A 25,191-nucleotide genomic window follows, 5' to 3' on the forward strand; every position below is an offset into this window, starting at 1 on the left:
TAGTCGGTTTAAAGTGGTCCAGAGATCCCTTGTTTACGGATCATCATGAAGTGGGCCCCGAGCAAGACGAACAATGCTGCAGGAAGGAAGAAGACGTGAATCGCAAAGAATCGAGCGATTGTACTTGCGCCGACGATTTCTCCACCCGCAAGGAGGGTCTTCGCGATACCACCGATGACCGGAATACTTTCAGCAATCTGAATTGTAACTTTCGTTGCGAACAAGGCTTTCATGTCCCAAGGCAATAGGTATCCTGTCAGACCGAGAGCTAAGACGACGAAGAACAAGAGTACTCCGACAACCCAGTTCAATTCACGTGGTTTTTTGTATGAACCAGTGAAGAAGACACGTAATGTATGTAAGAACAACATTACGATAACAACAGATGCGCCCCAGTGGTGCATACCACGAACAATTTGTCCGTGCGCGACTTCGTTTTGAAGATAATAGACGGACGCGTGTGCGTTGATGATGTCCGGTACATAATACATCGTCAAGAACATCCCCGAAAGAATCTGGATGACGATCGTAAAGAACGTCAATCCGCCAAAACAATAAACGAAAGCTGAAAAGTTATGTGCCGGGTTGACGTGCTCCGGTACTTCATGATCGGCGATGTCTCGCCAGAGCGGCGTAATGTCAACGCGCTCATCAATCCAATCATAGATTTTTTGCATCATCGCTTACGCACCTCTTTCGACTGGTTTACCAAGATAGAGGTAACCATCTTTCTGTTGCATTTCATACTCATCGAGTGGTTTCGTTGGAGGCGTACCAGGTACGTTCGTGCCATCCTTCGTATACCGTCCGAAGTGACATGGGCAATAGAATTGCTCCGGGTGCGTTGGATCTGCGCCGAAGCTGACTTGGCAACCTAAGTGTTTACAAATCGGTGAAAGAGCAAGAATTTCTCCCTTATCATCTTTGAACACCCAGGCAGACAATGTTTCTTCGAACTCATACCACGCATCTTGCGTTTGTTTCTTGAAGTCGACCCGTTTTGGTTCTGTCGTGATATCCGACAACTTCATTACTTTTACTTTATCGCCTGCTCCTGATTTCTTCAGGACTGGATCAACTGCGAAGTTGACCATCGGCATGACCATTGTCGCCGCCATGAAACCGCCGACGCCTGTCAATGTATACGTCAAGAATTGACGACGTGTTACGTTAGACCCGTTTTGAGCCATCTCGATCCCCCCTTGTGATGTACGCTGTGCCCCAAGACGACAGTACTTCACACAAATTTCTCACATGGTAATAGTATCTTAATAAAATCATTGCGTCAACCGCTTCATAGCGCGGTCCAACGGTTTCCTAACTGTTCGAGAACTTGTCCAACAAAATTCCCGACCATCTGACCTTGTTGGTCACGACTCATCGTCTCAAGAGCTAGACGTGGCACGTAGATAATCTCTTCGGCGGCAGTCTCCTTCCACCTTAAATCAGCGGTGATGAAGGTGATGAAACGGAATTGCCCGGAAGCAGCCGCTTGACGCCATCCTTCCAACTGTCCGATCGATGGTGTATCGATGTATGTCATGGCAGGTAAGAGCAATGCCCGTCCGGATAGCTGACGTTCAACTTCGGACGCCACCGTCAATGTCATGTCTGCGCATTCTGCGTAAGCATGCATCGCCTCATCGAAACCGATCGGAAGCAAAGGCACGATCAGCGTATCGATATACGCTTGTTCGCTTCGTGTCCGCTGTACGTCGGATGGTTTGAAACGCAAGTCATTTCCCCCTTTCTTTCGTACTTACAATTCGTCACATTTAATGTATCATATCCGCATTTCCTCCTGCTGTCTTAATGTGAACGTTTTATGAAATTCCGGTCTATTTTTCTTCATATTTTGCACAAATCTTCACATACAAAAAGGACCTTATCACCTTCAAGAGGTGATAAGGTCCTACTGTTAAGGTAGTTGACTTCGAACGAGTCGTAACTGTTCGGAAAGGGAGTGGAAACGGTGTTGATCGCGTGCATCGAGTGCTTCATCAATCAAGCGGACCAATCGTTCTTCTTCTTGTCGATTGACCGTGACCGCGATGAAATGCGTCGCTTCATCTGCTAAGCGCGGTTCAACAGCAACTTCTGGACGAAATGGATTCTCTTCGAGGAGAGACAGATACTCATCATCCATCATCATACCTTGGAAATTTAACTCAATATAAATTTCTTCTGAAGTCAGACGAATATCATGATAGGCTTTTTCTGGGTCTAGCGTCGTGACATCTCCTTTTTTGAAGAGAAACGGTTCTGCATCGAATCCATATGTCGTCATGATGATGGCTTTCGGAGCGAACGTTGCATTTTGAACGAAGTGAACCTGTTCGAGTTTTGCCTCATTACGCAACCAGTAATCAATGATCCATTTCGCTTCCCGTCGCTTTAACGTGTAATAGGTCAAGATGCGGCGTAAGAATCGCTGCTTTCTCTCTATCATCTCAATCCTACTCCCTTCTCCCGTGAAGTCATCCATCCATTCGTTCAACATAGTCAACGAGTTCGTTATCTTCTGGTGTCAACTGGGCAGCACGACGGAGGAGACGTTGTCCTTCTTCACGCCGTCCTTCCTCGACGAGTGCAAAACCATACTCTTTCAAGAAGAGCGCGTCTTCTGTAAATGCGCCCTCGACTATCGCATAATTCTCCATCGCTTGTGTATATTCCTCTAAGGCATATAAAGCACGTGCCCGATACCATGTCAAAATTGGAGCCGTCACGTGTTCTTCGATGGCTGAGATCGTTTCGATCATCGCATCATGGTCCTCGTCTTCAGCAAGTAACGATAACAAACGTTCCGCCGCAACGATCGATTCAGGATTCAAGGCAAGTGCCTCACGTAAAGCTTGTACACTTCCTGCGCGATCACCGAGCTTCAGAAGGAATAAGGCTTCCATCGTCCGCAATTCGTCATTGTAATCGTCACGCTCCATCCCTTGCTTGATTACGTTCAGTGCTTCTTTTGTCAGACCGAGTTCGGCTTGGCTTTCCGCATATGGAACATACGCAGACGTATAATCTGGATCCTGCGCAATCAATTGTTGGAATGTCTCGACCGCTTTTTGGTGTTGACCGACTCGGTGAGCCGTCATCGCAAGACCAAACAACGTATGCAAGTCAGACCGTTCCGCAACGGCACGTTCATACAGTGGAATCGCATCTTCAAACTGTCCTGTCATCGCAAGTGATTCCGCATAAAGGGCATCGAGTGGCAATTCAGCACGTAACTCCGGACGTTCTGCGATTTCAGCGAATAATGGTACTGCTTGATCGAAAGCGCCAAGCGTCATGTAGAGCTCAGCTAATCCGTAAGCGAGCAACGGTTCTTCCGGCGCAAGATTACGTGCTTCCTTCAATTTCGCTAATGCCACTTCGTCGAGTCCTTGTGACTGATAGAGATCTGCGAGTAACACGAGCGAACGGGGACCGTATTCCATGTCCGACGTATCAACCTGCTCGAGCACGGAAATCGCTTCCTCTTCGCGATCCAAATCGATATAACACTCCGCCAGTAACAAGGCAACTCCTGCGTTACCCGCGTATTCGACATAAAGCGGTGCTAAGAGATCAACCGCTCGGTCAGATAATCCGAGTTCGATATAGAGATCGGCAACGGCGAGGCGGTCCTCATCCGTTCCTGTCTTTTCAAGTTGTTCTAATGCTGCTAAAGCTTCCGAAGTATGACCGTGTTCTAATTCTTCGATGATGCCATTCAATAGTTGTTCATTCAAGGCAAGCGCCCCACTTTCTGTTATCCGCCTGTATCTTATTCAGAACGGTCGGATTGAAGTTTCTTTAAATCATCATAGAACGTTGGATAGCTGACTTCAACTACTTCGCGTCCATGAACGTTAATTTCCGGATTGATCGTCGCCGCAATCGTCAACATCATCGCGAGCCGGTGATCGCCCGCACTATCCACTTCAGCTGCTAATAAGGGAGTTGGACCTTCAATGATCATGCCGTCATCCGTCGCTTCGATGTTTGCCCCGAGACGACTTAATGCCGCCACGACCGTTGCGATACGATCCGTCTCTTTGACGCGGAGTTCTTCTGCATCCCGAATGACCGTTCGTCCATCCGCTTGTGTCGCAAGTAACGCGAGCAATGGAATTTCATCAATCAAGGAAGGAATCTGGTCGCCTTCGACCGTGACCGCCTGCAACGATGTCGTCTCCACAGTCACATCTGCTGTCTCTTCTCCGCCTGCTTCCGAACGGTGATTGATTTCGACACTTGCACCCATTTGTCGTAACGTTTGTAAGAAACCGATACGCGTTGGATTCATCAAGACGTGCGTCGTCGTGATGCGACTATCTTGTCCGATTGCTGCCGCTGTCCACCAGAACGCTGCTGACGACGGATCACCTGGAATGTCGAGTGACGTCGCTTGCAGACGAACAGGACCTTGGAGGCGAATATGACGACCATCTTCGAAGTCATCAATCGATATGTCGACACCAAATTGCGGCAACATCCGCTCCGTATGATCTCTAGACAAGATCGGCTCGATGACCGTCGTTTCTCCTGTCGCATGAAGACCCGCGAGCAACACAGCACTTTTCACTTGGGCACTTGCAACGGGTAACGTATACGTCGTTCCGACAAGCGGAGTGCCTGTGATGTGTAGTGGCGCAGTTTCACCAGTTACGTTCGCCCCAAATAAAGCAAGTGGTTCCGTGATCCGTTTCATCGGGCGTCTACGCAATGAATCATCTCCATCGAGTGCATACGTCGCTTGACCGCCAGCCAATATACCACTTAAAAGACGAATCGTCGTACCTGAGTTTCCGCAGTCGATCGTCGCTTCTTGAAACGTCTCCGTTCCAGTGATTCGAATTTCCTCTGGTGTTCGCTCGATATGTGCACCAAGTGACTGCATCGCATCTAGTGAAGCGAGACAATCGGCTCCTTCGAGTGCATTTCTGACACGTGTCGTTCCTTCAGCAATTCCTCCGAACAAGAAGGCACGATGTGTCATTGATTTATCGCCTGGTACTTGTACTGTTCCTCTTAAGCCCATTCTAAACACCTCACAGTTTGATTAAATGCTTGGCGCAATCGTTCTTCGCTCATCGCCTCTAGGACGAATCGTCCTTCCTTCTCAAGGACGAATCGAATCGTTGCTTGTTGATTCTTTTTGTCGCGACGCATCAGTTTAAGATACGTTGTAAATGATCTCCGCTTTGGTAATACCGTACCAAGACGACGAAGCAATCGTCCGAGTTGTTCTGCCTGCTTTTCGTTTCCTTCAAGGAATTTGACGAACACGAGTCCAATCCCTACTGCTTCTCCATGCGCAAGACCAGGACTAGCATATTCGACAGCGTGACCGAACGTGTGCCCATAATTCAAGAACGCCCGCATCCCTTGCTCCGTCTCATCTTGTTCGACAATATCGCGTTTGACGCTAATACCGCGGGCGAGCCAGTCTTCTAAATCGAGTCCTTTGACGGCGTCTAGTGAGACATCAAGTAACGTGTCTGCAAACGACGGACGCGCGAGGAATCCATGCTTGACTAACTCAAAGAAGCCACTTCGCCATTCCCGGTCCGGTAATGTCTGAAGAAGCGCCAAATCATACACGACACCACTCGGTTGATAAAATGCACCGACCAAGTTTTTCCCAAGAGATAGGTTCAGACCAACTTTTCCACCGACACTTGAATCGTGTGCTAACAATGTCGTCGGAATTTGAATGAACGGGATACCACGCAAGAAAGTGGCAGCAACGAATCCTGCTAAGTCGCCAATCATGCCACCTCCAAACGCAAGGATGATACTGTGACGCGTCATCTCGAAACGGATTCCCTCTTCTAATAACGAACCATAGGTCGTTAACGATTTACTCTGTTCCCCAGCCGCAACCGTGCTAATATGAATAGCTGCCGAAACAGATGTAGCCGCTAACGCCTTTTGTAATGTATTCAAGTGCAACTGATGTACCGTTTCATCCGTGATGATCCAGATCTGATCCGCAGCTTGAAGAGCCGGGAGATGCGACAGCCGCGATAGAGTATCAGCTCCAATAAGTACAGGGTATGACGCATTCAACCGAATATCGAGCTCGATCAAAACGTCCGAACCTCCTCTTTGTAAGCAGCGACAGCAGCTTGAAGACGATCAAGTGTGGATGTCCCGAACATTTCAAGGATAGCGACCGCGATTTCAAACGCAACGACGGCTTCAAGGACCACGGATGCAGCAGGAACCGCACAGGCATCACTTCGTTCGATTTGTGCCGTAAACGCTTCCTTCGTTTCGATATCAACCGATTGAAGTGGACGATAGAGCGTCGGAATCGGCTTCATTGCTACCTGGACACGAATTGGCATCCCTGTCGACATCCCGCCTTCGATTCCACCTAAATGGTTCGTTCGTCGTTGATACCCTGATGCATCATGAATGATTTCATCCTGGACAGTACTACCCTTACGACGACCAAGTTCATACCCATCCCCAAAACCGACTGATTTCATCGCATTGACACTGATCACAGCTTGTGCGATTCGACTGTCGAGTTTGAGGTCGTTTTGAGTGAAAGAACCGACTCCTGGCATCATGCCCGTCACGACGATTTCAATCTCGCCACCAAGTGTATCTCCTTCTTTTTTAGCCGCATCAATTTCTTCCATCATCCGTTGTCCTGCCACCTCATCCGCACAACGAACGGGTGAAGCATCAATTGTTTCCTGATGTTCAACTGGATCTTTCCAAGGTGCATCAATTCCACCGATCGACCGGACGTGCGAGAACACTTCGATACCGAGTTCATGAAGTAATTGTTTAGCGAAGGCGCCGACGGCTACACGTGCTGCCGTCTCACGAGCTGAGGAACGTTCTAGTACGTCGCGTAAGTCGCGATGACCGTACTTCAAACCTCCCACGAGATCAGCATGTCCGGGACGCGGGCGTGTCAACGTCCGAGGACGTTCCAGCTGTTCTTTAAGCGGTTCTGCTTGCATGACTTGTGTCCAGTGCGCATGATCCTTATTTTCGATGAACAAACTGATGGGTGATCCCGTCGTGTATCCATGACGAATCCCACCACGTGCATCAATTTGATCTTGTTCGATTTGCATCCGTCGACCGCGTCCATATCCACCTTGGCGACGTGTCATCTCGCGCTGAATCGCTTCGAAATCAATCGTGAGTCCTGCCGGCATTCCATCTATAATGACGGTCAACCCTTTTCCGTGTGATTCTCCTGCTGTCATGTAACGCATTCGCTTCATCCCTTTCTGTTCAACCGATTTTTTCGTAAAAGAAGCTTTGTTTCATCTTCAATCCAAATCGTTCAGGTTGGAATATTTGCTCCGTTCCACCAACGAAAAGAATTCCGCCCGGTTTTAAGGCATCGACGAACGAACGATAGACATGTGCTTTCGCTTCTTCTGTAAAATAAATCAGTACATTGCGGCAGATAATTAGATCAAATCCCGTATCGTACCGGTCTCCTAACAGATTATGTTTACTAAAACGAACGAGTCGCTTAATTTCAGGAACGACTTCAAACGTCTGCTCTTGCTCAATGAAATATTTCTTTTTGCGCGCTTCTACGACTTCATTCAAAGCGGAGGCGCCGTATCGTCCAAGCTTTGCCTTTTCAAGGACGAGATCATCCAAATCCGTTGCTTGAATCGTAAAAGCGGACGGGTCGAGCCGTTCACTTAAAATCATCGCAAGGGAGTACGGTTCTTCTCCGGTCGAACAAGCTGCGCTCCATGTCCGGATACGTCCGTGTGCGCGCGACTCAAGGATCGGTAAGATGTCTTGTTCTAATTGTTGCCAACGTATCGGATTACGGAAAAATTCACTGACGTTGATCGTCATCCGATCTAAAAATTCTTCGTATAACGATGTACTCTTATCCATTGCCTGCATATAAGACGCAAATGTACTGTAGCCTTTTTTATCACGTAACGCTGTCAATCGCCGTTTCATCTGTGCTTCTTTATACTGACCGAGATCAATCCCTGATTTGGTCTTGAACCGTTGAATGAAAAGTTCATAATCTTCCAATTGGCACACCTCGCTCACTCTCGATATCGAATGGTCATCTCGATGACCAGTTCAACTTATTTTCTATAGTAGCATAAAGCTATAGGCATTCCAAAAAGCAATTAGATAATCTGGTCATTCCGTTTTACAAGAATACGACAAAAGGGATTCGATCAAATCGAATCCCTTCCCCGTTGTCTTTTTATTCATGTATTACGCGTTGACTGGCTGTCCTTGAAACCAAAGCGTAAGCTCACGCCCCGCACTTTCGATACTATCCGAACCATGAATGACGTTCTCACTCATCGTGTTCGCGAAATCACCACGAATCGTTCCAGGTGCTGCTTCTAGAGGTTTTGTTTTCCCAATCATCAAACGAGAAACAGCAACGACGTCTGTTCCTTCGACGCGAAGTGCGACAACAGGACCCGATGTGAGGAAAGTGACCAACTCTCCGAAGAACGGTTTCTCAGCATGCTCTTCGTAATGTGCTTTTGCGAGTTCTTCTGTAACATTCATCATTTTCATTTCGCGAATGATGAATCCTTTGCGTTCGATCCGTCCGATGATTTCCCCAATCAATCCACGTTCTACGCCATCTGGTTTAACCATCAAAAATGTCTGTTCCATCTCTAGTTCCCCCTATGAAATGCTTTTAGAAAAGCGCTTACATAGTCAGTTTACTGGCTTTTGTGAAGAACAGCAAGAAATTTTTGACAATCTTCATCCTTTTCGTTTTCCAACGTAGCGTGCTACTTCTTCAAGCGATCGTTTGGCTGATGATTTAGGTAATGGTTCAAGACGTTTGATCGCACGGTGGATATAGTGATCGACCGTTTGTTGCGTCCGTTCGAGGGCGCCTGAAGTTTGAAGAAACGACAGCAACGGTGCTACTTCTTCATGTGTTGGCATACTCTCGATTTGCGAAAGACGTTCGTAAAAGGTAGCATTCTCTGCACCATAAAAGACAGGTAATGTTTTGTGTCCATGACGCAGATCCTCTGCTACCGGCTTACCAAGTTCTGTACGATTCGCTGTGAAATCAAGCAAGTCGTCAGCAATTTGAAAAGCGAGTCCGATATCTCGCCCAAACAACCGTAACGCTTTCGTATCGGCTGCAGAACAATTCGCAACAATTGCACCCAGATGACAGCTCGCTTCAATCAGAATAGCTGTCTTTCGTTCAATTCGTTTGATATATCGTTTAATCGACTGTTCCCAATCGTATTGGTCATAAATTTGCTCAATCTCACCTTCACAAATTTCACGCATCGTATGAACCATGACTTGGACCAGTTCCGGCTTCCCGACTTCACCAATCAACCGAACGGCTTCTCCAAACAAATAATTGCCCGAATACAGCGCCACTTCCTCATCAAAATATTGCATGACGGTGGGTTTTCCTCGACGTAGTTCTGCGTCATCAATGACATCATCGTGGACGAGTGATGCCATATGGACAAGTTCAAGGCTTGCCGCTACACGAATCAGTTCATCTCGATCTGCCTCACCGAACTTGGATGCGAGCAAGACGAATGCTGGTCGAATTCGTTTCCCACCAGCTTTCAGCAATTGTTTTCCTGCTGCATCGATCGTTGGTTCTTCAGAAGCGATATGATTGATCAGAAAACGATCGACTAAATTAACTTCCTTCGTGACATCACGGTATATGGAATGCAGTGACATCTCACCACTTCTTCCCAAGGTGCATCGCAGCAGCCCCACCCGCGAATGCTTTGACTTCCACTTGCATGAAGCCTGCTTGTTCGAAGAGTTGTTTCAGTTCGACGCGGTCGAGGAATACTTCCGTCGATTCTTGTAGCCAGTTATATTGATCATATGATTTTGCAAGCAATCGACCGACTTGCGGCATGATTTTTCCGAAGTATAACGAATACGCTTCGCGGAAAATCGGAGCAGTCGGTTGACTCGTTTCAAGACAAACGACCGTTCCACCTGGTTTTAAGACACGATGCATCTCTTTGATGACCTGTAGGTAATCGGGTACGTTTCGTAAACCGAAGCCGATTGTTACGTAATCAAATGAGTTATCGCCAAATGGAAGATCCATTGCATTTCCATGAATCAACTCGATGTTTTTCATATCAAGCGCCTCTACTTTTCCCACGCCGACTTTCAACATGTTCTCTGAAAAATCAAGTCCTTTGATTACACCTGTCGGACCTGCTGCTTTCGCCAGTTGAATCGTCCAATCCGCTGTTCCACAACAAAGATCGAGACATTTAGCACCTGGGAAGACTTGCATCCGGCGCATCGTCTCGCGTCTCCATAATTTATGCAATCGGAAACTGATGACCGAATTCATTTGATCATAGTTCGAAGATATCGATTGGAATACTTCATATACTTTTTTCTCTTTATCTTTTGTCTGCACACTGCTCACCCTTTCCAAGATCTCATGCTACCGCCATCTGCTCGAGATGTGATAACAGTAATTTCTGTGCGACCAGATCTAATTGTTCTGCCTGTTGCTGAATGATCTGCCGCCCCTGTCGTGTCAGCCATTCTCGTTTGGTGATTGCCGCGAGTCCTTGCATTAAGCCGAACTCTGCCGTTAACCATAAGAGAACCCGTTCTTCCGTCGATTCATAATTCATTTCGTGTAAGGCACACTTCGCTTCATTGACACGTTGAATGGTCCGTCCGAGTGAGACGAGAATCTCTTTTGGCAACCCAGCTAACTGTTCAAAGAAATAGCTCGAGAATAAATCTCCTGCTAACACAAGAAGCTGCCGTTCCTTCGAACCACGTTGCGTCTCATTGACACGCTCATGCAAACGTAAGGCGACTTGTGCGAAATGAATCGCTTTGACAAGTGCCTCAGCGTCCAACGTGTCATGCTGAGCGACATCAATCAACCAACTGATCTGTTCACGATCGATGGAAGGGAAATCCACATGTCGAGCCAATCGTGTCGTTTGTTTAGTGGTGAGTGCAGTGATGATTTCATCCACGCGCAGCTCATGTTGTTCCATGCTTTTACCCCCCGATCTCCAGTGCCATCTCGTTGATGGACGTTCTTCTTTTTTAATATACCATAATCGGTGGGCTTTCACGCTTCTGAATGTCCACAAAAAAGCCGCCCGAGAAAATCTCGGGCGACTATGTAGCCGGATTACTTCACAGCATCTTTCAATGCTTTACCTGGTTTGAAGGCAGGTACTTTGCTTGCTGGAATCTCGATATCTTCTTTCGTACGTGGGTTGCGACCTTTACGGGCTGCACGCTCACGGACTTCGAAGTTACCAAATCCAATCAATTGGACTTTTTCTCCAGACTGAAGTGTCTCAGTGATCGATTCGAATGTTGATTCGACAACTTTCGTCACGTCTTTTTTCGTAAGACCTGATTTTTCGACGACTGCTTGAATGAGTTCAGTTTTGTTCATTACTTTCACCCCCTCCCAATCACTTCTTCGAGGGTAATCATACCCCATAAACGTTGCTATTACAACATTTTCGTGTAAATAACGTTCAATTTTCAGATTCTTCGCTCGATTTCTCTGAAAACACAGGTTCGCCTTTTTCGTTTATCGTGTAGCTTTGAGAATAGGCAGGAACAAAAGGCTGATCTTCATAGAGTAAATACCGAATATCTTGACCAACTTTCGGCTTTTTCTTCGCAGTTTGCACCGCTTTCTTCAACTCTGGCAAATAGTTGATGAAGAGTCGTCCTTGACCATCGACATAAATCGATAATTTTTCATCTGAGTACGGACTTGGAACGGTCGGTTCTTTTTTGATAAATAATTTTTTATAGTCAAGTGTAAACTGGTTCTTACCAAATGAACCTTTGAAGGGATACTTATCATTCTTTTTCCGATAAGCATCAATTCGGACTTGAAGTTTTTGTAACTCTTCCGCAACAAGTAAATCCATCAACTTAACGGTTGGTTTCGTCTCGACATCGACAAGCAAGTAAATGAACGTTCCCCCACCTTCGAAGCTGTTCGTTGGTGGATCACTCATATATCGCGGTATCAACCGCCCAAGTTCGATTTGGTAACGCTCCATAAGCGGAGTATCGGCTTCCATCGTCTTGATTGGTAGTACACCTGTATCTTTTTGATATGCATCGACAGCATCCTGAACGGTACGTAACTGTTGCGGATACGGTACACGGTTAGACGGTTTTTGGCTATCCGGAAAGAGACAGCCGGATAATAACGTCACCGGAATGAGCATGAATAGCACGAACCATTTTTTCATGCGCTCGGCCCCGCCATGACGATGAATACCATGATGATTGACGCGACGATGAAACAAACGAATGCCAAGGTTGATACAAGAATCTGCCATATCCCTTTCAACTTCGTCCGACTGACGGTGACCAGTAAGACACTGATCGCAAAGAGTCCGATGCCAGCGAACGAAATCCACATTTTTAATAATCCTGGACTCAAGGTTTCCACCCCACTCCGTTAATCTTTCGTCGTGAAGAGATGCTCGATCTCATTTTTTTGTGGTCGTTGCATCAACTTTTTGACTTCTTCTTCAGGTGTATGACCGTCAAAGAGAACATGGTAGAGAGCAGAAGTAATTGGCAGTTCACACTGTTTCGTCTCCGCTAAATCATACGCCGCTTGGGTCGCACGAACGCCTTCAACGACCATTCCCATGTTTTCAAGCACAGTCTCTAATTTTTCACCTCGACCGATGGCATTCCCCGCACGCCAATTTCGACTATGAACCGATGTACAGGTAACGATCAAGTCCCCCATACCCGTCAATCCAGTAAACGTCATCGGATTAGCTCCAAGCATCGTACCGAGACGCGCCATTTCGACCATCCCACGTGTAATCAGAGCTGCTTTCGCGTTGTCACCATAACCAAGACCATCCGTCATACCAGCGGCAAGTGCAATAATGTTCTTCAGTGCACCACCGAGTTCTGCACCAATGATGTCCGCATTCAGATAGACACGGAAGTTTTCATTCGTGAACAGTTCCTGAACACGCCCTGCTTCTTCTAAGTCATCCGATGCAATCGTTACCGTCGTTGGTTTACGTAACGCAACCTCTTCAGCATGTGAAGGACCCGTCAATACACAAATAGCTTTACGCTTCGCTGGATCGACCTCTGCTTCGATTAACTCTGACAATCGAAGATGTGTCTTCGGCTCGATCCCTTTCGATGCATGGATCAGAACAACCGGTTCCGTCAACAGCTCATTTAATTGACGAGAAACTGCTCGAATCGCAGAGGATGGTGTGACGATTAAGATATGCGTCGCCCCTTCTACCGCCTCTTTGAGATCTGTCGTTGCTTTTAATGCTTTTGGTAACGCAACACCTGGCAAGAACTGCGTATTTTCATGATGCTCATTGATTCGATCAACATTAATTTGCTCACGACCATAAAGAATGACTTCCTGATCATTATCAGCTAAGACGAGCGAGAGGGCTGTTCCCCAGCTTCCCGCTCCGATGACTGCGATTTTGGTCATACTGACTCACCTCATTATTGTTTTTGACGAGCTAAAATCCGGATTGGTGTACCTGTAAAATCAAATGCTTCCCGAATCCGGTTCTCGAGATATCGTTTATAAGAGAAGTGCAGCAATTCTGGATCATTAACGAATAAGACGAACGTTGGTGGTCGTGACGCGACTTGAGTCGCGTAGTTAATCCGAAGACGAACCCCTTTATCTGTCGGCGCTGGGTTCATCGCGACAGCGTCAACGATGACATCGTTCAAGACACTTGTCTGAATCCGTTGCGCATGACTGTGCGCAGCTTGTTGAATGACTGGTAATAAAGTCTGCAAGCGACGTTTTGTTTTCGCCGAAACGAAGACGATAGGTGCATAGTCAAGGAAACGGAATTCTTCACGAATTTCTTCTTCCATTTTCTTCATCGTCTTATCATCTTTTTCGACAGCGTCCCATTTGTTGACGACGATGACGATCGCACGTCCTGCTTCATGCGCATATCCTGCTACTTTTTTATCTTGCTCGATGATACCTTCTTCACCATCAAGAACGACACAGACGACATCCGCCCGCTCGATTGCTTTTTGTGCACGCATGACACTAAAACGTTCCGTCGATTCATAGACTTTTCCACGTTTTCGCATCCCTGCCGTATCAATGATGACGTATTCTTGTTCATCTCGCGAAAACGGTGTATCGATGGCATCACGTGTCGTACCAGCGATGCTCGAGACGATGACACGTTCTTCACCAAGAATCGAATTCGTCATACTTGATTTCCCAACGTTTGGGCGACCAATCAAGGCAAACTTAATCGTACCTTCATCGTATTCCAACTCTTCTTTATCTGGTGCAAGTTCAAGGACGCGGTCAAGTAAGTCACCAAGACCAAGACCATGCGTACCAGAAATCGGGAACAAGTCTCCGAATCCAAGTGAGTAGAATTCATACATTAAATCACGCATTTCAAAATTATCTACTTTGTTAACAGCTACGACGACTGGTTTGTTCGAACGGAATAACATGTTCGCAACTTCCTCATCTGCTGCTGTGATTCCTTCGCGTCCATTCACCATGAAAATGATGACGTCCGCTTCATCAATGGCGAGCTCCGCCTGATGACGCATCATTTGAAGTAGGGGCTCATCCCCAACTTCGATTCCACCTGTATCAATCAAATGAAAATGACGATTCAGCCATTCTCCAGTTCCGTAAATACGGTCGCGGGTAACGCCTGGCTTGTCTTCTACGATTGAAACCCGATCTCCAATCACCCGGTTAAAAATCGTCGACTTTCCGATATTTGGGCGACCTACGATCGCCACGACTGGAATTGCCATCCCAACACCTTCTTTCTCTTCTCTCGCTTCATAGCCGTTCTATTGTATCAAATCAAACTCTCATATACCATAACAAACCGCATATAAAAAGCGGACACGCTTGTGTCCGCTTTGTGTCATGCTTTATTCTTTCGCCTCTGAGTCCTCTTCTGTCAAATCAGCAACAGAAAATCCTTCTGATTGATTCGTGTAATCTGAGTAGTCTTCAGAAGACGCTTCTTCCTCTTCAAGAACACGTGTTGATAGCGAAATCTTATGCTCATCGAGACGCACTTCTAATACTTTCGCTTCAATTTCTTGCCCTTCTTCGAGTACTTCCGAAGGCGATCCAATATGGCGGTTTGCAATTTGTGAGATATGCAAAAGTCCTTCTACTTGTGGCGCAAGTTCAATGAAAGCACCAAACTGGACGAGACGGCGTACACGTCCCTTGACGATATCCCCAGCTTCGATTTTCCCTTCCATCTGTTGCCATGGACCCGGTTGTGTTTCCTTAATCGATAACTTGACCTTCTCAGTATCACGGTCAACACCAAGTACTTTAACTTCGACTTTTTGACCTTCCGTGACGATATCTGAAGGACGTTCGACACGATGATGCGCCATTTCTGAGATATGAACGAGTCCGTCGACGCCACCGATATCTACAAACGCGCCGAAATCTGTCAAACGCTGGACCGTTCCTTCAAGGACTTGACCCACTTCTAGATTTTCAAGTGTCTCTTTTTTCTTCGCATTCAATTCACCTTCAACAACTGCTTTATGCGAGAGAATGACACGGTTCTTTTCTTGATCGAGTTCAACGACCTTAACTTCGATCGAACGACCGATATAGTCTGAGAAATCCTCGACATAATGCCGCTCGACGAGCGACGCCGGAATAAATCCTCGAACGCCAATATCAACAACGAGACCACCTTTGACGATGTCTTTGACGACAACTTCAAAGATTTCACCTGATTTGTACTTCTCTTCTACTTGCTCCCACGCTTTGAGTGCGTCAATTTCTCGTTTTGAGACGACAACCTCTTCATCCGTGATTTTCTTGACCTTCACTTGTAGTTCATCTCCGACGTTCAACACGCCACGAATGTCATCAAGATGGAGACTCGATACTTCGCTAATCGGTAAGATGGCTTCTGTTTTATATCCGATATCAATGAGTGCTTGCTTGTCTTCAATTTTCACGACCATTCCGGTAACTACCTGGTCCCGATGAATTTCAAAATCAGGCATATCTTTCATTTCTTCGACCATTCCAAAACAACCTCCTCACGATGAGTACAAGAAACGCATGACACATGTCAATACGTTTATCCTGCTTCTAACTTCTTACAATTCTGACTATTTGTCAAGGTATTAAGCGTGATTGAAGTAGACGGATTTGATTTCGTCCATGATTCGATCAGAAATCGATTTTGCTGCCCCACGTTGATCACGTAAATCCGAAATATCAACCGGTTTTCCGATTGCGACGTGCATCCGTTTAAAAGGACGGTATGATCCGATGATAGCAATCGGTAAAATCTGAGCAGTCGACCGCAAGGCGAAGAATCCAACACCCGGTTGCGCTGAAGTGAATTCACCTGGTGCAGAACGTGTTCCTTCCGGGAAAATACCAACAGTTTCATCCGAATTCAATAACTCGATCGTTCGCTTTAAGGCTTGACGATCTCCTTGACCGCGACCGACAGGATATGTTCCTGCCGCAATCATCAACTGTTTTAAGGCAGGAACTTTAAACAATTCTTCTTTTGCCATGTAACGAACCGCACGCTTCGGTGGGATCGCACTGACGAGGAAGACCGGATCCCAGTTCGAACTGTGATTGGCACAGACGAGTAAAGACCCATCCTTTGGAATGTTCTCTTGCCCCGTCACCTTCACACGAAAGACTATTTTGGCAATGACCCAGACGACGAACCGCGCAATTCGATAAACGGTATCTTGACGTTTCATTTTAAAACACCTTCTGCTAGTTCCATCAATCGGACGACGACATCATCAATCGTCATCTCTGTCGTGTCCAGATAAAGCGCGTCGTCCGCTTGGCGTAATGGCGATACTTCACGCTCACTGTCTCGTTTATCACGTAACGCGATCTCTTCTTGAAGAATCGTGATGTCACTATCCATCCCACGCGCGATGTTTTCACGATGTCTACGAGCTGCTCGTTCCTCAACGGTTGCCGTCAAAAAGACTTTTAATTCTGCATCAGGTAACACGACTGTACCGATATCACGTCCATCCATGACGATGCCACCGCGCTCAGCTAATTTCCGTTGTGCCGTAACAAGCGCAGCCCGGACTTCTTTTTGTCGAGCGACGAACGAGACATTATTCGTGATTTCGATTGAACGAATCGCATCCGTCACTTCGCGATCACCAATAAAGACACGTTGCCCGTTTTCACCTGGTGTTAAACGAATATCCAGCGATTTCATCAATTCACCGAGCACTTCACCATTGTTGAGATCAAGCGATTGTTCAAGTGCTGCTAGCGTCACAGCTCGGTACATAGCTCCTGTATCGATATATACATAGTCAAGGCGCGCTGCCAATTGTTTTGCGATCGTACTTTTCCCAGCACCCGCTGGTCCATCTAAAGCGATTTGAATCTTTTTCATCATCATCCATCCTGTCCTTCCATCTTCCCTCTAATTGATAGGGATTCATTCTTCCGAACGTTATCATAGCAAAAAAATACGGTCAGGTGAATGGATTCATGCCCCTTCTTGAACTTTTCATTTGCATTTGATAACAATGACGCAACACAAGTTCACGACTTCTGTCAGGAATCATCGTAAATTGGAATGCTAATTCATATCTTTCTTCACGACGATCGATTCGAACGAGTTCAGCAACAACGTCTAGTGTACTTGATACCCCTTCACCAGTAGGTAAAATGAATGTCATCTCTACCTCTTCGTCTTTTTGAATCGGTAATTGATCTGATAAAATCATCATTCCGCCTGCTGATAGATCGAGCGTCACTGTCGTGAACGGATCGAATTGCGTTTTATGTGGGTGTACGGCGACATCCAGTATTTGTGGCACTCGAACGAACTGACGCCGTTGGATTCGCTCGATTTGATCGTCCTTCGGTCGTTTTAAAGCATATCGTTGACCACGAAGTGGATCGTTTTGTCGTTCGACGACGACCGTATCAAAACCAAATAATTTACCTTTTTCCTTAAAGAAATAAAAAGACACTTCTTCTTGCTCTGACAAAATGAATGTTTTTAGCGTCGCGACCTCACTCGGTGCTTCAATCCATATCAAACGGTTTGTCACAGCCGTTACCTTTGAGCGACCTTGTCGATCCTCACTATTCGAAAGCATTACCAAATCCCCGATTTCCATCATACTACTTCGCTCCTACTCTCTATTTGATGCCATCTGAATGTTGTTTTTTTCGTTTAAATCGTCGATTCAAGCGATTGGCACCTCTTACTTGAAATAATCCGATTGTCCATAAGATCATCATGAAGACAATCGGCAAAAAAGATATACCACCATTTTCCAATATTAACAAATTAAATAAGATATGCGCAAATACCGGAAGCGCAATCGATAATGATAACCACCGGTAAGGATGAGGCGAGAATTTCGCCATCCCCATGAAGAACCCCATGATGACCGCAAATAAAGCATGCCCAGATACTGGCAACAAGGCACGGAAGAGCATATGTTCGACGGTTCCATTCACCATCAAATATAAAATATTCTCAAGTGTTGCAAATCCAAGAGAACACGCGACCGCATAGATGATACCATCGTAATAATCGTTAAAACGCTGATGAATATAAACCGTATAAAAGACGACGAACCATTTGGCAAACTCTTCTGTAACTGCTGTTCGGACCAATTTCACCTCTTCACGTCCGCCAAATTCCGTTTGGATAATATAGTCGATGAACATCAAGGGAAAGACGAGTAAAATGCCAAAGATGAAACTACGGAGGATATATCCGACCGGCTCCGATTCATGTTCGTGACGTAGATAAAAATAAGTTAGGAGTGCGATGCCTGGGGCAACTCCGGAGAAAACGATTTGAACCACGCTTCCTCTCCCCCTTTCTTCCTCCTTATAAGAATAAAGGTTTCTTGGAAAAAAGAAAACGTCCTCGTTGTTTCAAGAGGGAAAAAGGTTACAATATGGAAGAACGAATCGAATACGTTATAGAAAGTAGGTGAAGGTCTTTTGTCTTCTGACACAGACCATTTAACATGAAATCATTATTACTCATTCATACGGGTGGAACGATTGCCATGGCGCAAGATCACTCCGGTCACGTCTTACCGAATGACATCAATCCACTCGATGCTTCACTTCCGCGAGCAACAGATATCGCCAACATCACGACGCGTCACTTCGCAAATTTGCCTTCTCCGCATATGACACCTGACATCATGCTCCGTCTCGCGCATTTCATCGAGAGTGAGCTAGCAAAAGAACACTATGATGGCGTCGTCATCACCCACGGTACGGATACCCTTGAAGAAACTGCTTATTTCTTACATTTGACGCTTGGTGCTCCTATTCCGATCGTCTTGACAGGAGCCATGCGTTCTTCCAATGAAGTCGGATCTGACGGCGAGTTTAATTTGATCACAGCTCTTCGCGTCGCCGTCAGTGAAGCCGCTCGTGGAAAAGGCGTCCTTGTCGTCTTCAACGGAGAAATTCATTCAGCATTCAACGTCACGAAAACGCATACGTCATCCGTCGATACGTTTAAATCCGTTCATTTCGGAAATCTCGGGATGGTGACGAAGGACCACGTCTATTTATTCAACACACCGCTTCTGAAGCAAACACATATGGTGACGTCACTCTCAAAACGGGTCGCCGTTCTAAAAGTCTATGCCGGTATGGAACCAGATTTATTACTTGCCGTAAAACAACTCGGTTATGACGGACTCGTCCTAGAAGTTCTCGGTCAAGGGAATGTTCCTCCAAGTATCGTCGATGCGATCGCCGAACTGATTACCGTCATGCCAATCGTCATCGTCAGTCGCTGTTTCAATGGAATCGTTCAAGACGTTTACGGTTATACGGGTGGAGGACAACAATTAAAAGAACTCGGTGTCATTTTCTCAAATGGACTGAATTCGCAAAAAGCACGCCTTAAGTTGATGGTTGAACTTGAAATCGATGCGTCACAACCAGAACTTGAAGAGTCATTCCGTGTTGAATAAATGAAAAAACCTCTCGATCCGGACATCTACTTTCCGAATCGAGAGGTTTTGTTTAGGCTTGGATTGATGCACCACGTAACCGTTCGACGAGATGGTTCGCAATGTTTTCACCATGAAAACGTCCATTTTCAATAAATATCTTATTAGCATCGTATCCTGCTGCAACGACGCCTGCAATATAGATACCTGGTACGTTCGATTCCATCGTCTCTTCATCATGACTCGGAATGCCGGTCTCACGATCAATCGTGATACCCGTATCAGCAAACAAACCGATGTCTGGTGTATATCCTGTCATCGCAAATACAAAATCGGCACGGACGGTCCGTTTGTCGCCATCTATTTGATAAACGACTTCTTGCTCTGTAATCGCTTCGATCGTTGCATCAAAAATCATCTTGACCTTTTCTGAACGAACAAGTGATTCGAAGTTCGGCAACACCCACGGTTTGATGGACGGACTATATTCCGGCCCCCGATAAAGAACGGTCACACGTGCTCCCGCTTTTTCAAGTTCGATTGCTGCATCGACACTTGAATTCTTCCCACCGATGACGACGACATCCTGATCAAAATACGGATGTCCTTCCGTGAAGTAGTGCGATACATGAGGCAACGTTTCTCCTGGAACGTCCATGCGGTTCGGTAATCCATAATAACCTGTCGCAAGCACAACGGAACGCGCCTCTCGGCGTCTTTTTTCCCCAGAACGTTCTGAATGGATAATGAAATGATCCGCTTGACGTTCAATGTGCTCGACCGTCTCAAATGGACGAATCGTCAACTTCTTTCGTTTGACGACTTCTCGGTAGTACACGAGAGCATCGAGACGTCGTGGTTTTAATTCCTTATTGATGAACGGTACACCACCGATTTCTAATTTCTCACTACTTGAAAAAAACGTTTGATGCGTCGGATAACGATAGATTGCTTCGACGATATTTCCCTTTTCGAGAACTTCGACGTCTAGTCCTCGATCTTGCATTTCGATTGCTGCAGATAACCCACACGGTCCCGCACCGATTACGATACAATCTAACATTCGAATATCTCCTCTTCCGGTTGCTTTTTTTTATATCTTAGCAAATCTCATCCAGAGACGAAAGAAATTGCAACAGTAAAACACCCGCTCCTCATCATAAGGAACGGGTGTAGCACATATTACGTCAGACCCAACCACGGAAACGAGATGCTTCCGCCATCTTCCGGACGCCGACCATGTAAGCAGCAAGACGCATATCGACATTTCGCGTCTGCGCTGTCTGATAGACTTGGTTGAATGAGTTGACGAGGACTTTCTCGAGTTTCTCGTGGACCTCTTCTTCTGTCCAATAGTATCCTTGGTTGTTTTGTACCCACTCGAAGTAAGAAACCGTTACACCACCACTCGAAGCTAGAACATCCGGAACGATCAGGATGTCGCGTTCAGCGAGAATTTTCGTCGCTTCGTTCGTCGTCGGACCGTTAGCCGCTTCGACGACGATCGCTGCTTTGATATCATGCGCGTTGTCTTCTGTGATTTGATTCTCGATTGCTGCTGGAACAAGAATATCACATTCGAGTTCAAGCAATTCTTTGTTCGAAATCGTATTTTTGAACAATGTCGTCACTGTTCCGAACGAGTCGCGACGGTCGAGAAGATATGGAATATCAAGTCCGTTCGGATCATGAAGTGCTCCATAAGCATCACTGATCGCGATGACTTTTGCACCTAAGTCATACATGAACTTCGATAAGAAACTTCCTGCATTCCCAAATCCTTGAACGACGACACGTGCGCCTTCAAGCGTGATACCCTTTTTAGCAGCTGCTTCTCGGATCATGATTGCGACACCTTTCGCCGTTGCTGTCTCGCGACCATGTGAGCCACCTAGGACGAGTGGTTTCCCTGTAATGAAGCCTGGCGAGTTGAATTCATCGATTCGGCTGTATTCATCCATCATCCATGCCATGATTTGTGAGTTCGTAAAGACGTCAGGAGCTGGAATATCCTTAGTCGGTCCAACAATTTGACTGATAGCACGGACATACCCACGGCTAAGACGTTCAATTTCACGGAAGCTCATCTCACGTGGATCACAGATGATGCCGCCTTTTCCTCCGCCATATGGTAAGTCAACGATACCCGCCTTTAGACTCATCCAGACGGATAATGCCTTGACTTCGACTTCCGTCACGTTCGGGTGAAAACGGATTCCACCTTTCGTTGGTCCAACGGCATCGTTATGTTGCGCTCGATATCCTGTGAAGATTTTTGTCGAACCATCATCCATCCGCACCGGAATCCGAACTGTTAACATCCGAAGTGGTTCTTTAAGTAATTCATACATTTCGTCCGGATACCCTAGTTTTCCTAGTGCTTCCTTGACGATTTCTTGTGTCGCTTCCAGTACGTTCTTGCGGTGATTCGCATGTTGTTGGTCAGTGATCATTCCAACGTTCCTCCCCATAAGTGGCATCCCCTATGCCGTTTCCTTGTTCGGATAAAGTATACTCTTTTCTCGAACGTAATGAAAGGGGTTACGCCTATATTTGTAAGCGCTTTCCCACTTCTTTTATTAGGATATCATTGATTCGGCTGTTTTGTTTGACGATGTCGTTCGATTGCAAGTTCCATGAAATATTCGACCAATTCCGGATATTCGATCCCTACCGCCCGTGCGCCGTCCGGGAATAAACTTGTTGAAGTCATACCAGGGAGTGTATTTGTCTCCAAAATGACTGGATTTCCGGATTCCGGAACAAGGAAATCAGATCGTGAGTATCCTGCACAACCGAGTACTTGATGTGCTTTAACAGCCCATTCCTGCAGTTTCGCTGTCGTCTCTTTGTCAAGTTCAGCAGGACAAATATGTTCCGAACCTCCGATTGCGTATTTTGACTCATAGTCATAAAAGGCATTCTTCGGAATAATCTCGATGACAGGTAATGCTTTTTCTACCCCTTTGTGACCAACGACTGGAACCGTCACTTCGCGTCCTTTAATGAATTGCTCGACGAGCACCGCATCATCTGCTTCAAATGCCTTAGCGATTCCTTCGCGTAACATCGTCTCATCTTGTGCAATCGTCAATCCGTTGGATGATCCTTCCTGCGCTGGTTTAACGACACAAGGAAATTGTCCATTCCATTCCGCGATTTTTTCTTCGATATCATCTTGATGCTCTAACAACACATCGCGCGCAATCGTAATACCTGCTTTATCAAAATGAACTTTTGATCGTGCCTTATCCATCGCAAGTGCTGACGCTAAAACACCTGAACCTGTGTATGGAATATCTGCAAGTTCAAGTAACGCTTGCACGCGTCCATCTTCACCAATCTTTCCGTGAAGAGCGATGACAGCCACATCTACATCGAGTTGGAAGAGTTCATGTGCCCGATCAGGATGGAAATCAACAGCCGTGACCTGATGTCCTTTACTGTTTAATGCTTCCATGATCGATTTTCCACTGTTTAATGAAACCTCCCGTTCACCCGAAGTCCCACCATATAACACTGCCACTTTCATCCTACTTCACTCCTTCTTCTTACGTTCAATGATTATCATACCATCCTTCTGACTATGAAAAAATACAAAATGGTGCCACTTCGGACAGAAGATAAAAAGGTGCGACATTGCCTTAAGAGGCAACATCACACCTGATGTTTTAAATGTTGAACTGTTCAGCAATCGTTGCAACGGCATGTTCCGACTGAATCGTCTTTCCATACTCCGCCATGACAAGCGGACTTTTCGGGCTCGGTTCACCGTATTCCGATAGAATCGTCGTCACCGTACGTTCTAGTGCGTCGTTCATTCGTTCCTGGAAATAAAGATAATAGCTGCCTTCGAAGAAATAAAGACTACCGCCTGTCTCCGTATATGTCATATGCCGTAATAACCCATGGCTCGCCTGAATGACATCTTCGAGCGAATGCAAAGCATACAAGACGTGATGGACGATGTCGACTGTCATCCGGATTTCGACTTGATCGAACTCTTCATTCATCTCTTCCGGTAAATCACCTTCACGGCGTACATCAACGAGCATACCGTCATTTGGGAAGAACGTGACGAAAAATTCGAGTGTTCCTGCTGCCTGAAAACCAAAATTCGATTCAGCTTCTTCTAATAAGTTACGCAATAAAGCTTGTCCCTTTCCGACAGCCAACGTTTCTGGTCGGACGTCGTGAAGCGATAACTCTTGCTTTGTGATGAAGACACGAAGGTGTCCTTGTTTCATTTGTTCAAACCTCATATAGACTCCTCCAGTCAAAACCGGAAACACAGATGTCTCCGTTCGTTATGAACCATACTATACACCAGTTGTCGGAGTGAGTCGACTTAACCAACTTTTCCAAGATTGATCGTCTGCACCAAGCAAATGTGGACCATATCGTTCCGGGAGCTGATCGACCGCATAACCACCAAGACCAATCTCAAGATCCGGAAAATCAGACATCAAGTGTGCTAGTGCTTCATCAAGTAACGGTAAATGATCCGATAACGTGCAAGATAGAATGACCGCTTTCGGTTGCAACTGATGGGTGACCGTCACTAAATCCTGGACTGGTATTCCGGAACCAAGGAAAATAACATCAAATCCAGATTGACGTAAATAAAGCGTAAAGAAAAGTAATCCGAGTTCGTGTTCTTCTTCGGGCGCACACACACAGACGATTCGCGGTAAAAACGGATTGATCGGCATTTGTAACGATAGTGTCGAGAGGCGTGCTCTTAGAAATGCCGTTGCAAAATGCTCGTGCGCAATCGTAATTTCTCCCGACTCCCACTTCACTCCAATCTCATGTAAGAGTGGACCGACGATGTCCTGAATGACTTTATCGAAGCTAAACATCGAGAATGCTTTATTCATGATGTCATGCGCATGTCGTTCTTCAAAGTTCGTCAATGCCTGGAACAACTGATCTCGCAGTTCGACTCCGTAATCGTGCGGTACTTCAGCACGATTAACAGGCATTTCGTACAATTGAATTGCTTTAGAGACAGACAATCCCTCTTTTTGTTTATCGACGATCCAGCGTAGTTTCGCGACGTCGTTATCACTATAAATTCGATGTCCGGATTCACTTCGATCCGGATCGAGCACCTGATATCTCCGCTCCCAAGCACGAATGGTCGTCGGGTTGAGTCCCACTAACGCAGCGACTGCTTTGATATTATATTTCCCACGATCCATGCATCGT

At 46.1% G+C, this 25,191-nt stretch carries 29 protein-coding genes; 1 reads left to right on the plus strand and 28 read right to left on the minus strand.

Annotated features, from left to right (window positions below):
* Positions 1-8 precede the first annotated feature (8 nt).
* The 23 genes from qcrB to prsW form a co-directional block, all read right to left on the minus strand.
* A complete protein-coding gene (gene qcrB / locus ADM98_RS11955; protein ID WP_012370658.1) occupies positions 9-680 on the minus strand; it encodes a menaquinol-cytochrome c reductase cytochrome b subunit in 672 nt (223 codons plus the stop codon).
* 3 nt (positions 681-683) lie between these two features.
* Positions 684-1,190: a ubiquinol-cytochrome c reductase iron-sulfur subunit gene (locus ADM98_RS11960; RefSeq protein WP_035396830.1), complete on the minus strand. Its 507-nt coding sequence runs from the start codon at positions 1,188-1,190 to the stop codon at positions 684-686.
* A gap of 104 nt (positions 1,191-1,294) precedes the next feature.
* Positions 1,295-1,735 carry a DUF2487 family protein gene (locus tag ADM98_RS11965; RefSeq protein ID WP_053453723.1) on the minus strand — a complete coding sequence of 147 codons (441 nt, stop codon included), beginning with the start codon at positions 1,733-1,735 and terminating at the stop codon, positions 1,295-1,297.
* A gap of 183 nt (positions 1,736-1,918) precedes the next feature.
* The gene (locus ADM98_RS11970) at positions 1,919-2,449 is read right to left on the minus strand and encodes a ReoY family proteolytic degradation factor (protein WP_053453724.1); all 531 of its coding nucleotides are present in this window, start codon (positions 2,447-2,449) and stop codon (positions 1,919-1,921) included.
* Between the two features lie 28 nt (positions 2,450-2,477).
* Positions 2,478-3,740 (minus strand): tetratricopeptide repeat protein, encoded by a 1,263-nt coding sequence (locus ADM98_RS11975; protein ID WP_053453725.1) that lies wholly within the window; start codon positions 3,738-3,740, stop codon positions 2,478-2,480.
* 35 nt (positions 3,741-3,775) lie between these two features.
* Positions 3,776-5,032 (minus strand): 3-phosphoshikimate 1-carboxyvinyltransferase, encoded by a 1,257-nt coding sequence (gene aroA / locus ADM98_RS11980; RefSeq protein ID WP_053453726.1) that lies wholly within the window; start codon positions 5,030-5,032, stop codon positions 3,776-3,778.
* Positions 5,023-6,084 carry a 3-dehydroquinate synthase gene (aroB, locus tag ADM98_RS11985; protein ID WP_053453727.1) on the minus strand — a complete coding sequence of 354 codons (1,062 nt, stop codon included), beginning with the start codon at positions 6,082-6,084 and terminating at the stop codon, positions 5,023-5,025. The genes aroA and aroB overlap by 10 nt, the downstream gene beginning before the upstream one ends.
* Entirely contained in the window at positions 6,081-7,235 is a 1,155-nt protein-coding gene (gene aroC / locus ADM98_RS11990; protein WP_053453728.1) for a chorismate synthase, read from the minus strand. The genes aroB and aroC overlap by 4 nt, the downstream gene beginning before the upstream one ends.
* A gap of 19 nt (positions 7,236-7,254) precedes the next feature.
* A complete protein-coding gene (locus ADM98_RS11995; RefSeq protein ID WP_053453729.1) occupies positions 7,255-8,031 on the minus strand; it encodes a CheR family methyltransferase in 777 nt (258 codons plus the stop codon).
* 192 nt (positions 8,032-8,223) lie between these two features.
* Entirely contained in the window at positions 8,224-8,640 is a 417-nt protein-coding gene (gene ndk / locus ADM98_RS12000; protein ID WP_053453730.1) for a nucleoside-diphosphate kinase, read from the minus strand.
* 93 nt (positions 8,641-8,733) lie between these two features.
* The gene (locus ADM98_RS12005) at positions 8,734-9,696 is read right to left on the minus strand and encodes a polyprenyl synthetase family protein (RefSeq protein ID WP_053453731.1); all 963 of its coding nucleotides are present in this window, start codon (positions 9,694-9,696) and stop codon (positions 8,734-8,736) included.
* Position 9,697: 1 nt separating this feature from the next.
* A complete protein-coding gene (locus ADM98_RS12010; protein WP_053453732.1) occupies positions 9,698-10,405 on the minus strand; it encodes a demethylmenaquinone methyltransferase in 708 nt (235 codons plus the stop codon).
* A gap of 22 nt (positions 10,406-10,427) precedes the next feature.
* Positions 10,428-11,006 (minus strand): heptaprenyl diphosphate synthase component 1, encoded by a 579-nt coding sequence (locus ADM98_RS12015; protein WP_053453733.1) that lies wholly within the window; start codon positions 11,004-11,006, stop codon positions 10,428-10,430.
* Between the two features lie 140 nt (positions 11,007-11,146).
* Positions 11,147-11,419 (minus strand): HU family DNA-binding protein, encoded by a 273-nt coding sequence (locus ADM98_RS12020; protein WP_012370671.1) that lies wholly within the window; start codon positions 11,417-11,419, stop codon positions 11,147-11,149.
* 85 nt (positions 11,420-11,504) lie between these two features.
* Complete coding sequence (locus ADM98_RS12025) at positions 11,505-12,239, minus strand: hypothetical protein (protein ID WP_053453734.1); 735 nt, start codon at positions 12,237-12,239, stop codon at positions 11,505-11,507.
* Entirely contained in the window at positions 12,236-12,433 is a 198-nt protein-coding gene (locus ADM98_RS17180; RefSeq protein ID WP_231496841.1) for a DUF2768 domain-containing protein, read from the minus strand. Before ADM98_RS17180 ends, ADM98_RS12025 begins: the two co-directional genes overlap by 4 nt.
* An 18-nt stretch (positions 12,434-12,451) precedes the next feature.
* On the minus strand, positions 12,452-13,477 hold the full coding sequence (locus tag ADM98_RS12030) for an NAD(P)H-dependent glycerol-3-phosphate dehydrogenase (RefSeq protein ID WP_053453735.1): 1,026 nt from the start codon (positions 13,475-13,477) through the stop codon (positions 12,452-12,454).
* Between the two features lie 14 nt (positions 13,478-13,491).
* A complete protein-coding gene (gene der / locus ADM98_RS12035) occupies positions 13,492-14,802 on the minus strand; it encodes a ribosome biogenesis GTPase Der (RefSeq protein ID WP_053453736.1) in 1,311 nt (436 codons plus the stop codon).
* Positions 14,803-14,925: 123 nt separating this feature from the next.
* Positions 14,926-16,059 carry a 30S ribosomal protein S1 gene (gene rpsA / locus ADM98_RS12040; RefSeq protein WP_053453737.1) on the minus strand — a complete coding sequence of 378 codons (1,134 nt, stop codon included), beginning with the start codon at positions 16,057-16,059 and terminating at the stop codon, positions 14,926-14,928.
* Positions 16,060-16,161: 102 nt separating this feature from the next.
* Positions 16,162-16,761, minus strand: coding sequence for a lysophospholipid acyltransferase family protein (locus ADM98_RS12045; RefSeq protein WP_053453738.1), 600 nt, complete (start codon positions 16,759-16,761; stop codon positions 16,162-16,164).
* A complete protein-coding gene (cmk, locus tag ADM98_RS12050; RefSeq protein WP_053454549.1) occupies positions 16,758-17,432 on the minus strand; it encodes a (d)CMP kinase in 675 nt (224 codons plus the stop codon). The genes ADM98_RS12045 and cmk overlap by 4 nt, the downstream gene beginning before the upstream one ends.
* Positions 17,433-17,511: 79 nt before the next feature.
* Entirely contained in the window at positions 17,512-18,168 is a 657-nt protein-coding gene (locus tag ADM98_RS12055) for a flagellar brake protein (protein ID WP_053453739.1), read from the minus strand.
* 19 nt (positions 18,169-18,187) lie between these two features.
* On the minus strand, positions 18,188-18,865 hold the full coding sequence (gene prsW / locus ADM98_RS12060) for a glutamic-type intramembrane protease PrsW (RefSeq protein WP_053453740.1): 678 nt from the start codon (positions 18,863-18,865) through the stop codon (positions 18,188-18,190).
* Positions 18,866-19,032: 167 nt separating this feature from the next.
* Here prsW and ADM98_RS12065 point away from each other — a divergent pair, with 167 nt between their 5' ends.
* Positions 19,033-20,001 carry an asparaginase gene (locus tag ADM98_RS12065; protein WP_053453741.1) on the plus strand — a complete coding sequence of 323 codons (969 nt, stop codon included), beginning with the start codon at positions 19,033-19,035 and terminating at the stop codon, positions 19,999-20,001.
* A 52-nt stretch (positions 20,002-20,053) separates the two neighbouring features.
* Here the strand turns inward: ADM98_RS12065 and ADM98_RS12070 are convergent, their stop codons facing one another.
* The 5 genes from ADM98_RS12070 to ADM98_RS12090 all read right to left on the minus strand — a co-directional run bounded on the left by ADM98_RS12070 (position 20,054) and on the right by ADM98_RS12090 (position 25,184).
* Positions 20,054-21,043: a YpdA family putative bacillithiol disulfide reductase gene (locus tag ADM98_RS12070; protein WP_053453742.1), complete on the minus strand. Its 990-nt coding sequence runs from the start codon at positions 21,041-21,043 to the stop codon at positions 20,054-20,056.
* A 124-nt stretch (positions 21,044-21,167) separates the two neighbouring features.
* The gene (locus ADM98_RS12075) at positions 21,168-22,433 is read right to left on the minus strand and encodes a Glu/Leu/Phe/Val family dehydrogenase (protein WP_053453743.1); all 1,266 of its coding nucleotides are present in this window, start codon (positions 22,431-22,433) and stop codon (positions 21,168-21,170) included.
* 134 nt (positions 22,434-22,567) lie between these two features.
* The gene (locus ADM98_RS12080; RefSeq protein WP_053453744.1) at positions 22,568-23,512 is read right to left on the minus strand and encodes a D-alanine--D-alanine ligase; all 945 of its coding nucleotides are present in this window, start codon (positions 23,510-23,512) and stop codon (positions 22,568-22,570) included.
* A gap of 139 nt (positions 23,513-23,651) precedes the next feature.
* Positions 23,652-24,242, minus strand: coding sequence for an adaptor protein MecA (locus ADM98_RS12085; RefSeq protein WP_053453745.1), 591 nt, complete (start codon positions 24,240-24,242; stop codon positions 23,652-23,654).
* 57 nt (positions 24,243-24,299) lie between these two features.
* Complete coding sequence (locus ADM98_RS12090) at positions 24,300-25,184, minus strand: MerR family transcriptional regulator (protein WP_053453746.1); 885 nt, start codon at positions 25,182-25,184, stop codon at positions 24,300-24,302.
* Between the last annotated feature and the right edge of the window lie 7 nt (positions 25,185-25,191).

The sequence above is a fragment of the Exiguobacterium sp. BMC-KP genome (assembly GCF_001275385.1).
Taxonomy (GTDB): domain Bacteria; phylum Bacillota; class Bacilli; order Exiguobacteriales; family Exiguobacteriaceae; genus Exiguobacterium_A.

Excerpts from the sequence above, each read along its gene's own strand:
- qcrB (WP_012370658.1), bottom strand. The coding sequence starts at position 680 with ATGATGCAAAAAATCTATGATTGGATTGATGAGCGCGTTGACATTACG.
- ADM98_RS11960 (WP_035396830.1), bottom strand. The coding sequence starts at position 1,190 with ATGGCTCAAAACGGGTCTAACGTAACACGTCGTCAATTCTTGACGTAT.
- ADM98_RS11970 (WP_053453724.1), bottom strand. The coding sequence starts at position 2,449 with ATGATAGAGAGAAAGCAGCGATTCTTACGCCGCATCTTGACCTATTAC.
- aroA (WP_053453726.1), bottom strand. The coding sequence starts at position 5,032 with ATGGGCTTAAGAGGAACAGTACAAGTACCAGGCGATAAATCAATGACA.
- aroC (WP_053453728.1), bottom strand. The coding sequence starts at position 7,235 with ATGCGTTACATGACAGCAGGAGAATCACACGGAAAAGGGTTGACCGTC.
- ndk (WP_053453730.1), bottom strand. The coding sequence starts at position 8,640 with ATGGAACAGACATTTTTGATGGTTAAACCAGATGGCGTAGAACGTGGA.
- ADM98_RS12005 (WP_053453731.1), bottom strand. The coding sequence starts at position 9,696 with ATGTCACTGCATTCCATATACCGTGATGTCACGAAGGAAGTTAATTTA.
- ADM98_RS12015 (WP_053453733.1), bottom strand. The coding sequence starts at position 11,006 with ATGGAACAACATGAGCTGCGCGTGGATGAAATCATCACTGCACTCACC.
- ADM98_RS12020 (WP_012370671.1), bottom strand. The coding sequence starts at position 11,419 with ATGAACAAAACTGAACTCATTCAAGCAGTCGTCGAAAAATCAGGTCTT.
- ADM98_RS12025 (WP_053453734.1), bottom strand. The coding sequence starts at position 12,239 with ATGAAAAAATGGTTCGTGCTATTCATGCTCATTCCGGTGACGTTATTA.
- ADM98_RS12030 (WP_053453735.1), bottom strand. The coding sequence starts at position 13,477 with ATGACCAAAATCGCAGTCATCGGAGCGGGAAGCTGGGGAACAGCCCTC.
- der (WP_053453736.1), bottom strand. The coding sequence starts at position 14,802 with ATGGCAATTCCAGTCGTGGCGATCGTAGGTCGCCCAAATATCGGAAAG.
- rpsA (WP_053453737.1), bottom strand. The coding sequence starts at position 16,059 with ATGGTCGAAGAAATGAAAGATATGCCTGATTTTGAAATTCATCGGGAC.
- ADM98_RS12045 (WP_053453738.1), bottom strand. The coding sequence starts at position 16,761 with ATGAAACGTCAAGATACCGTTTATCGAATTGCGCGGTTCGTCGTCTGG.
- cmk (WP_053454549.1), bottom strand. The coding sequence starts at position 17,432 with ATGATGAAAAAGATTCAAATCGCTTTAGATGGACCAGCGGGTGCTGGG.
- ADM98_RS12055 (WP_053453739.1), bottom strand. The coding sequence starts at position 18,168 with ATGATGGAAATCGGGGATTTGGTAATGCTTTCGAATAGTGAGGATCGA.
- ADM98_RS12065 (WP_053453741.1), top strand. The coding sequence starts at position 19,033 with ATGAAATCATTATTACTCATTCATACGGGTGGAACGATTGCCATGGCG.
- ADM98_RS12070 (WP_053453742.1), bottom strand. The coding sequence starts at position 21,043 with ATGTTAGATTGTATCGTAATCGGTGCGGGACCGTGTGGGTTATCTGCA.
- ADM98_RS12075 (WP_053453743.1), bottom strand. The coding sequence starts at position 22,433 with ATGATCACTGACCAACAACATGCGAATCACCGCAAGAACGTACTGGAA.
- ADM98_RS12080 (WP_053453744.1), bottom strand. The coding sequence starts at position 23,512 with ATGAAAGTGGCAGTGTTATATGGTGGGACTTCGGGTGAACGGGAGGTT.
- ADM98_RS12085 (WP_053453745.1), bottom strand. The coding sequence starts at position 24,242 with ATGAGGTTTGAACAAATGAAACAAGGACACCTTCGTGTCTTCATCACA.
- ADM98_RS12090 (WP_053453746.1), bottom strand. The coding sequence starts at position 25,184 with ATGGATCGTGGGAAATATAATATCAAAGCAGTCGCTGCGTTAGTGGGA.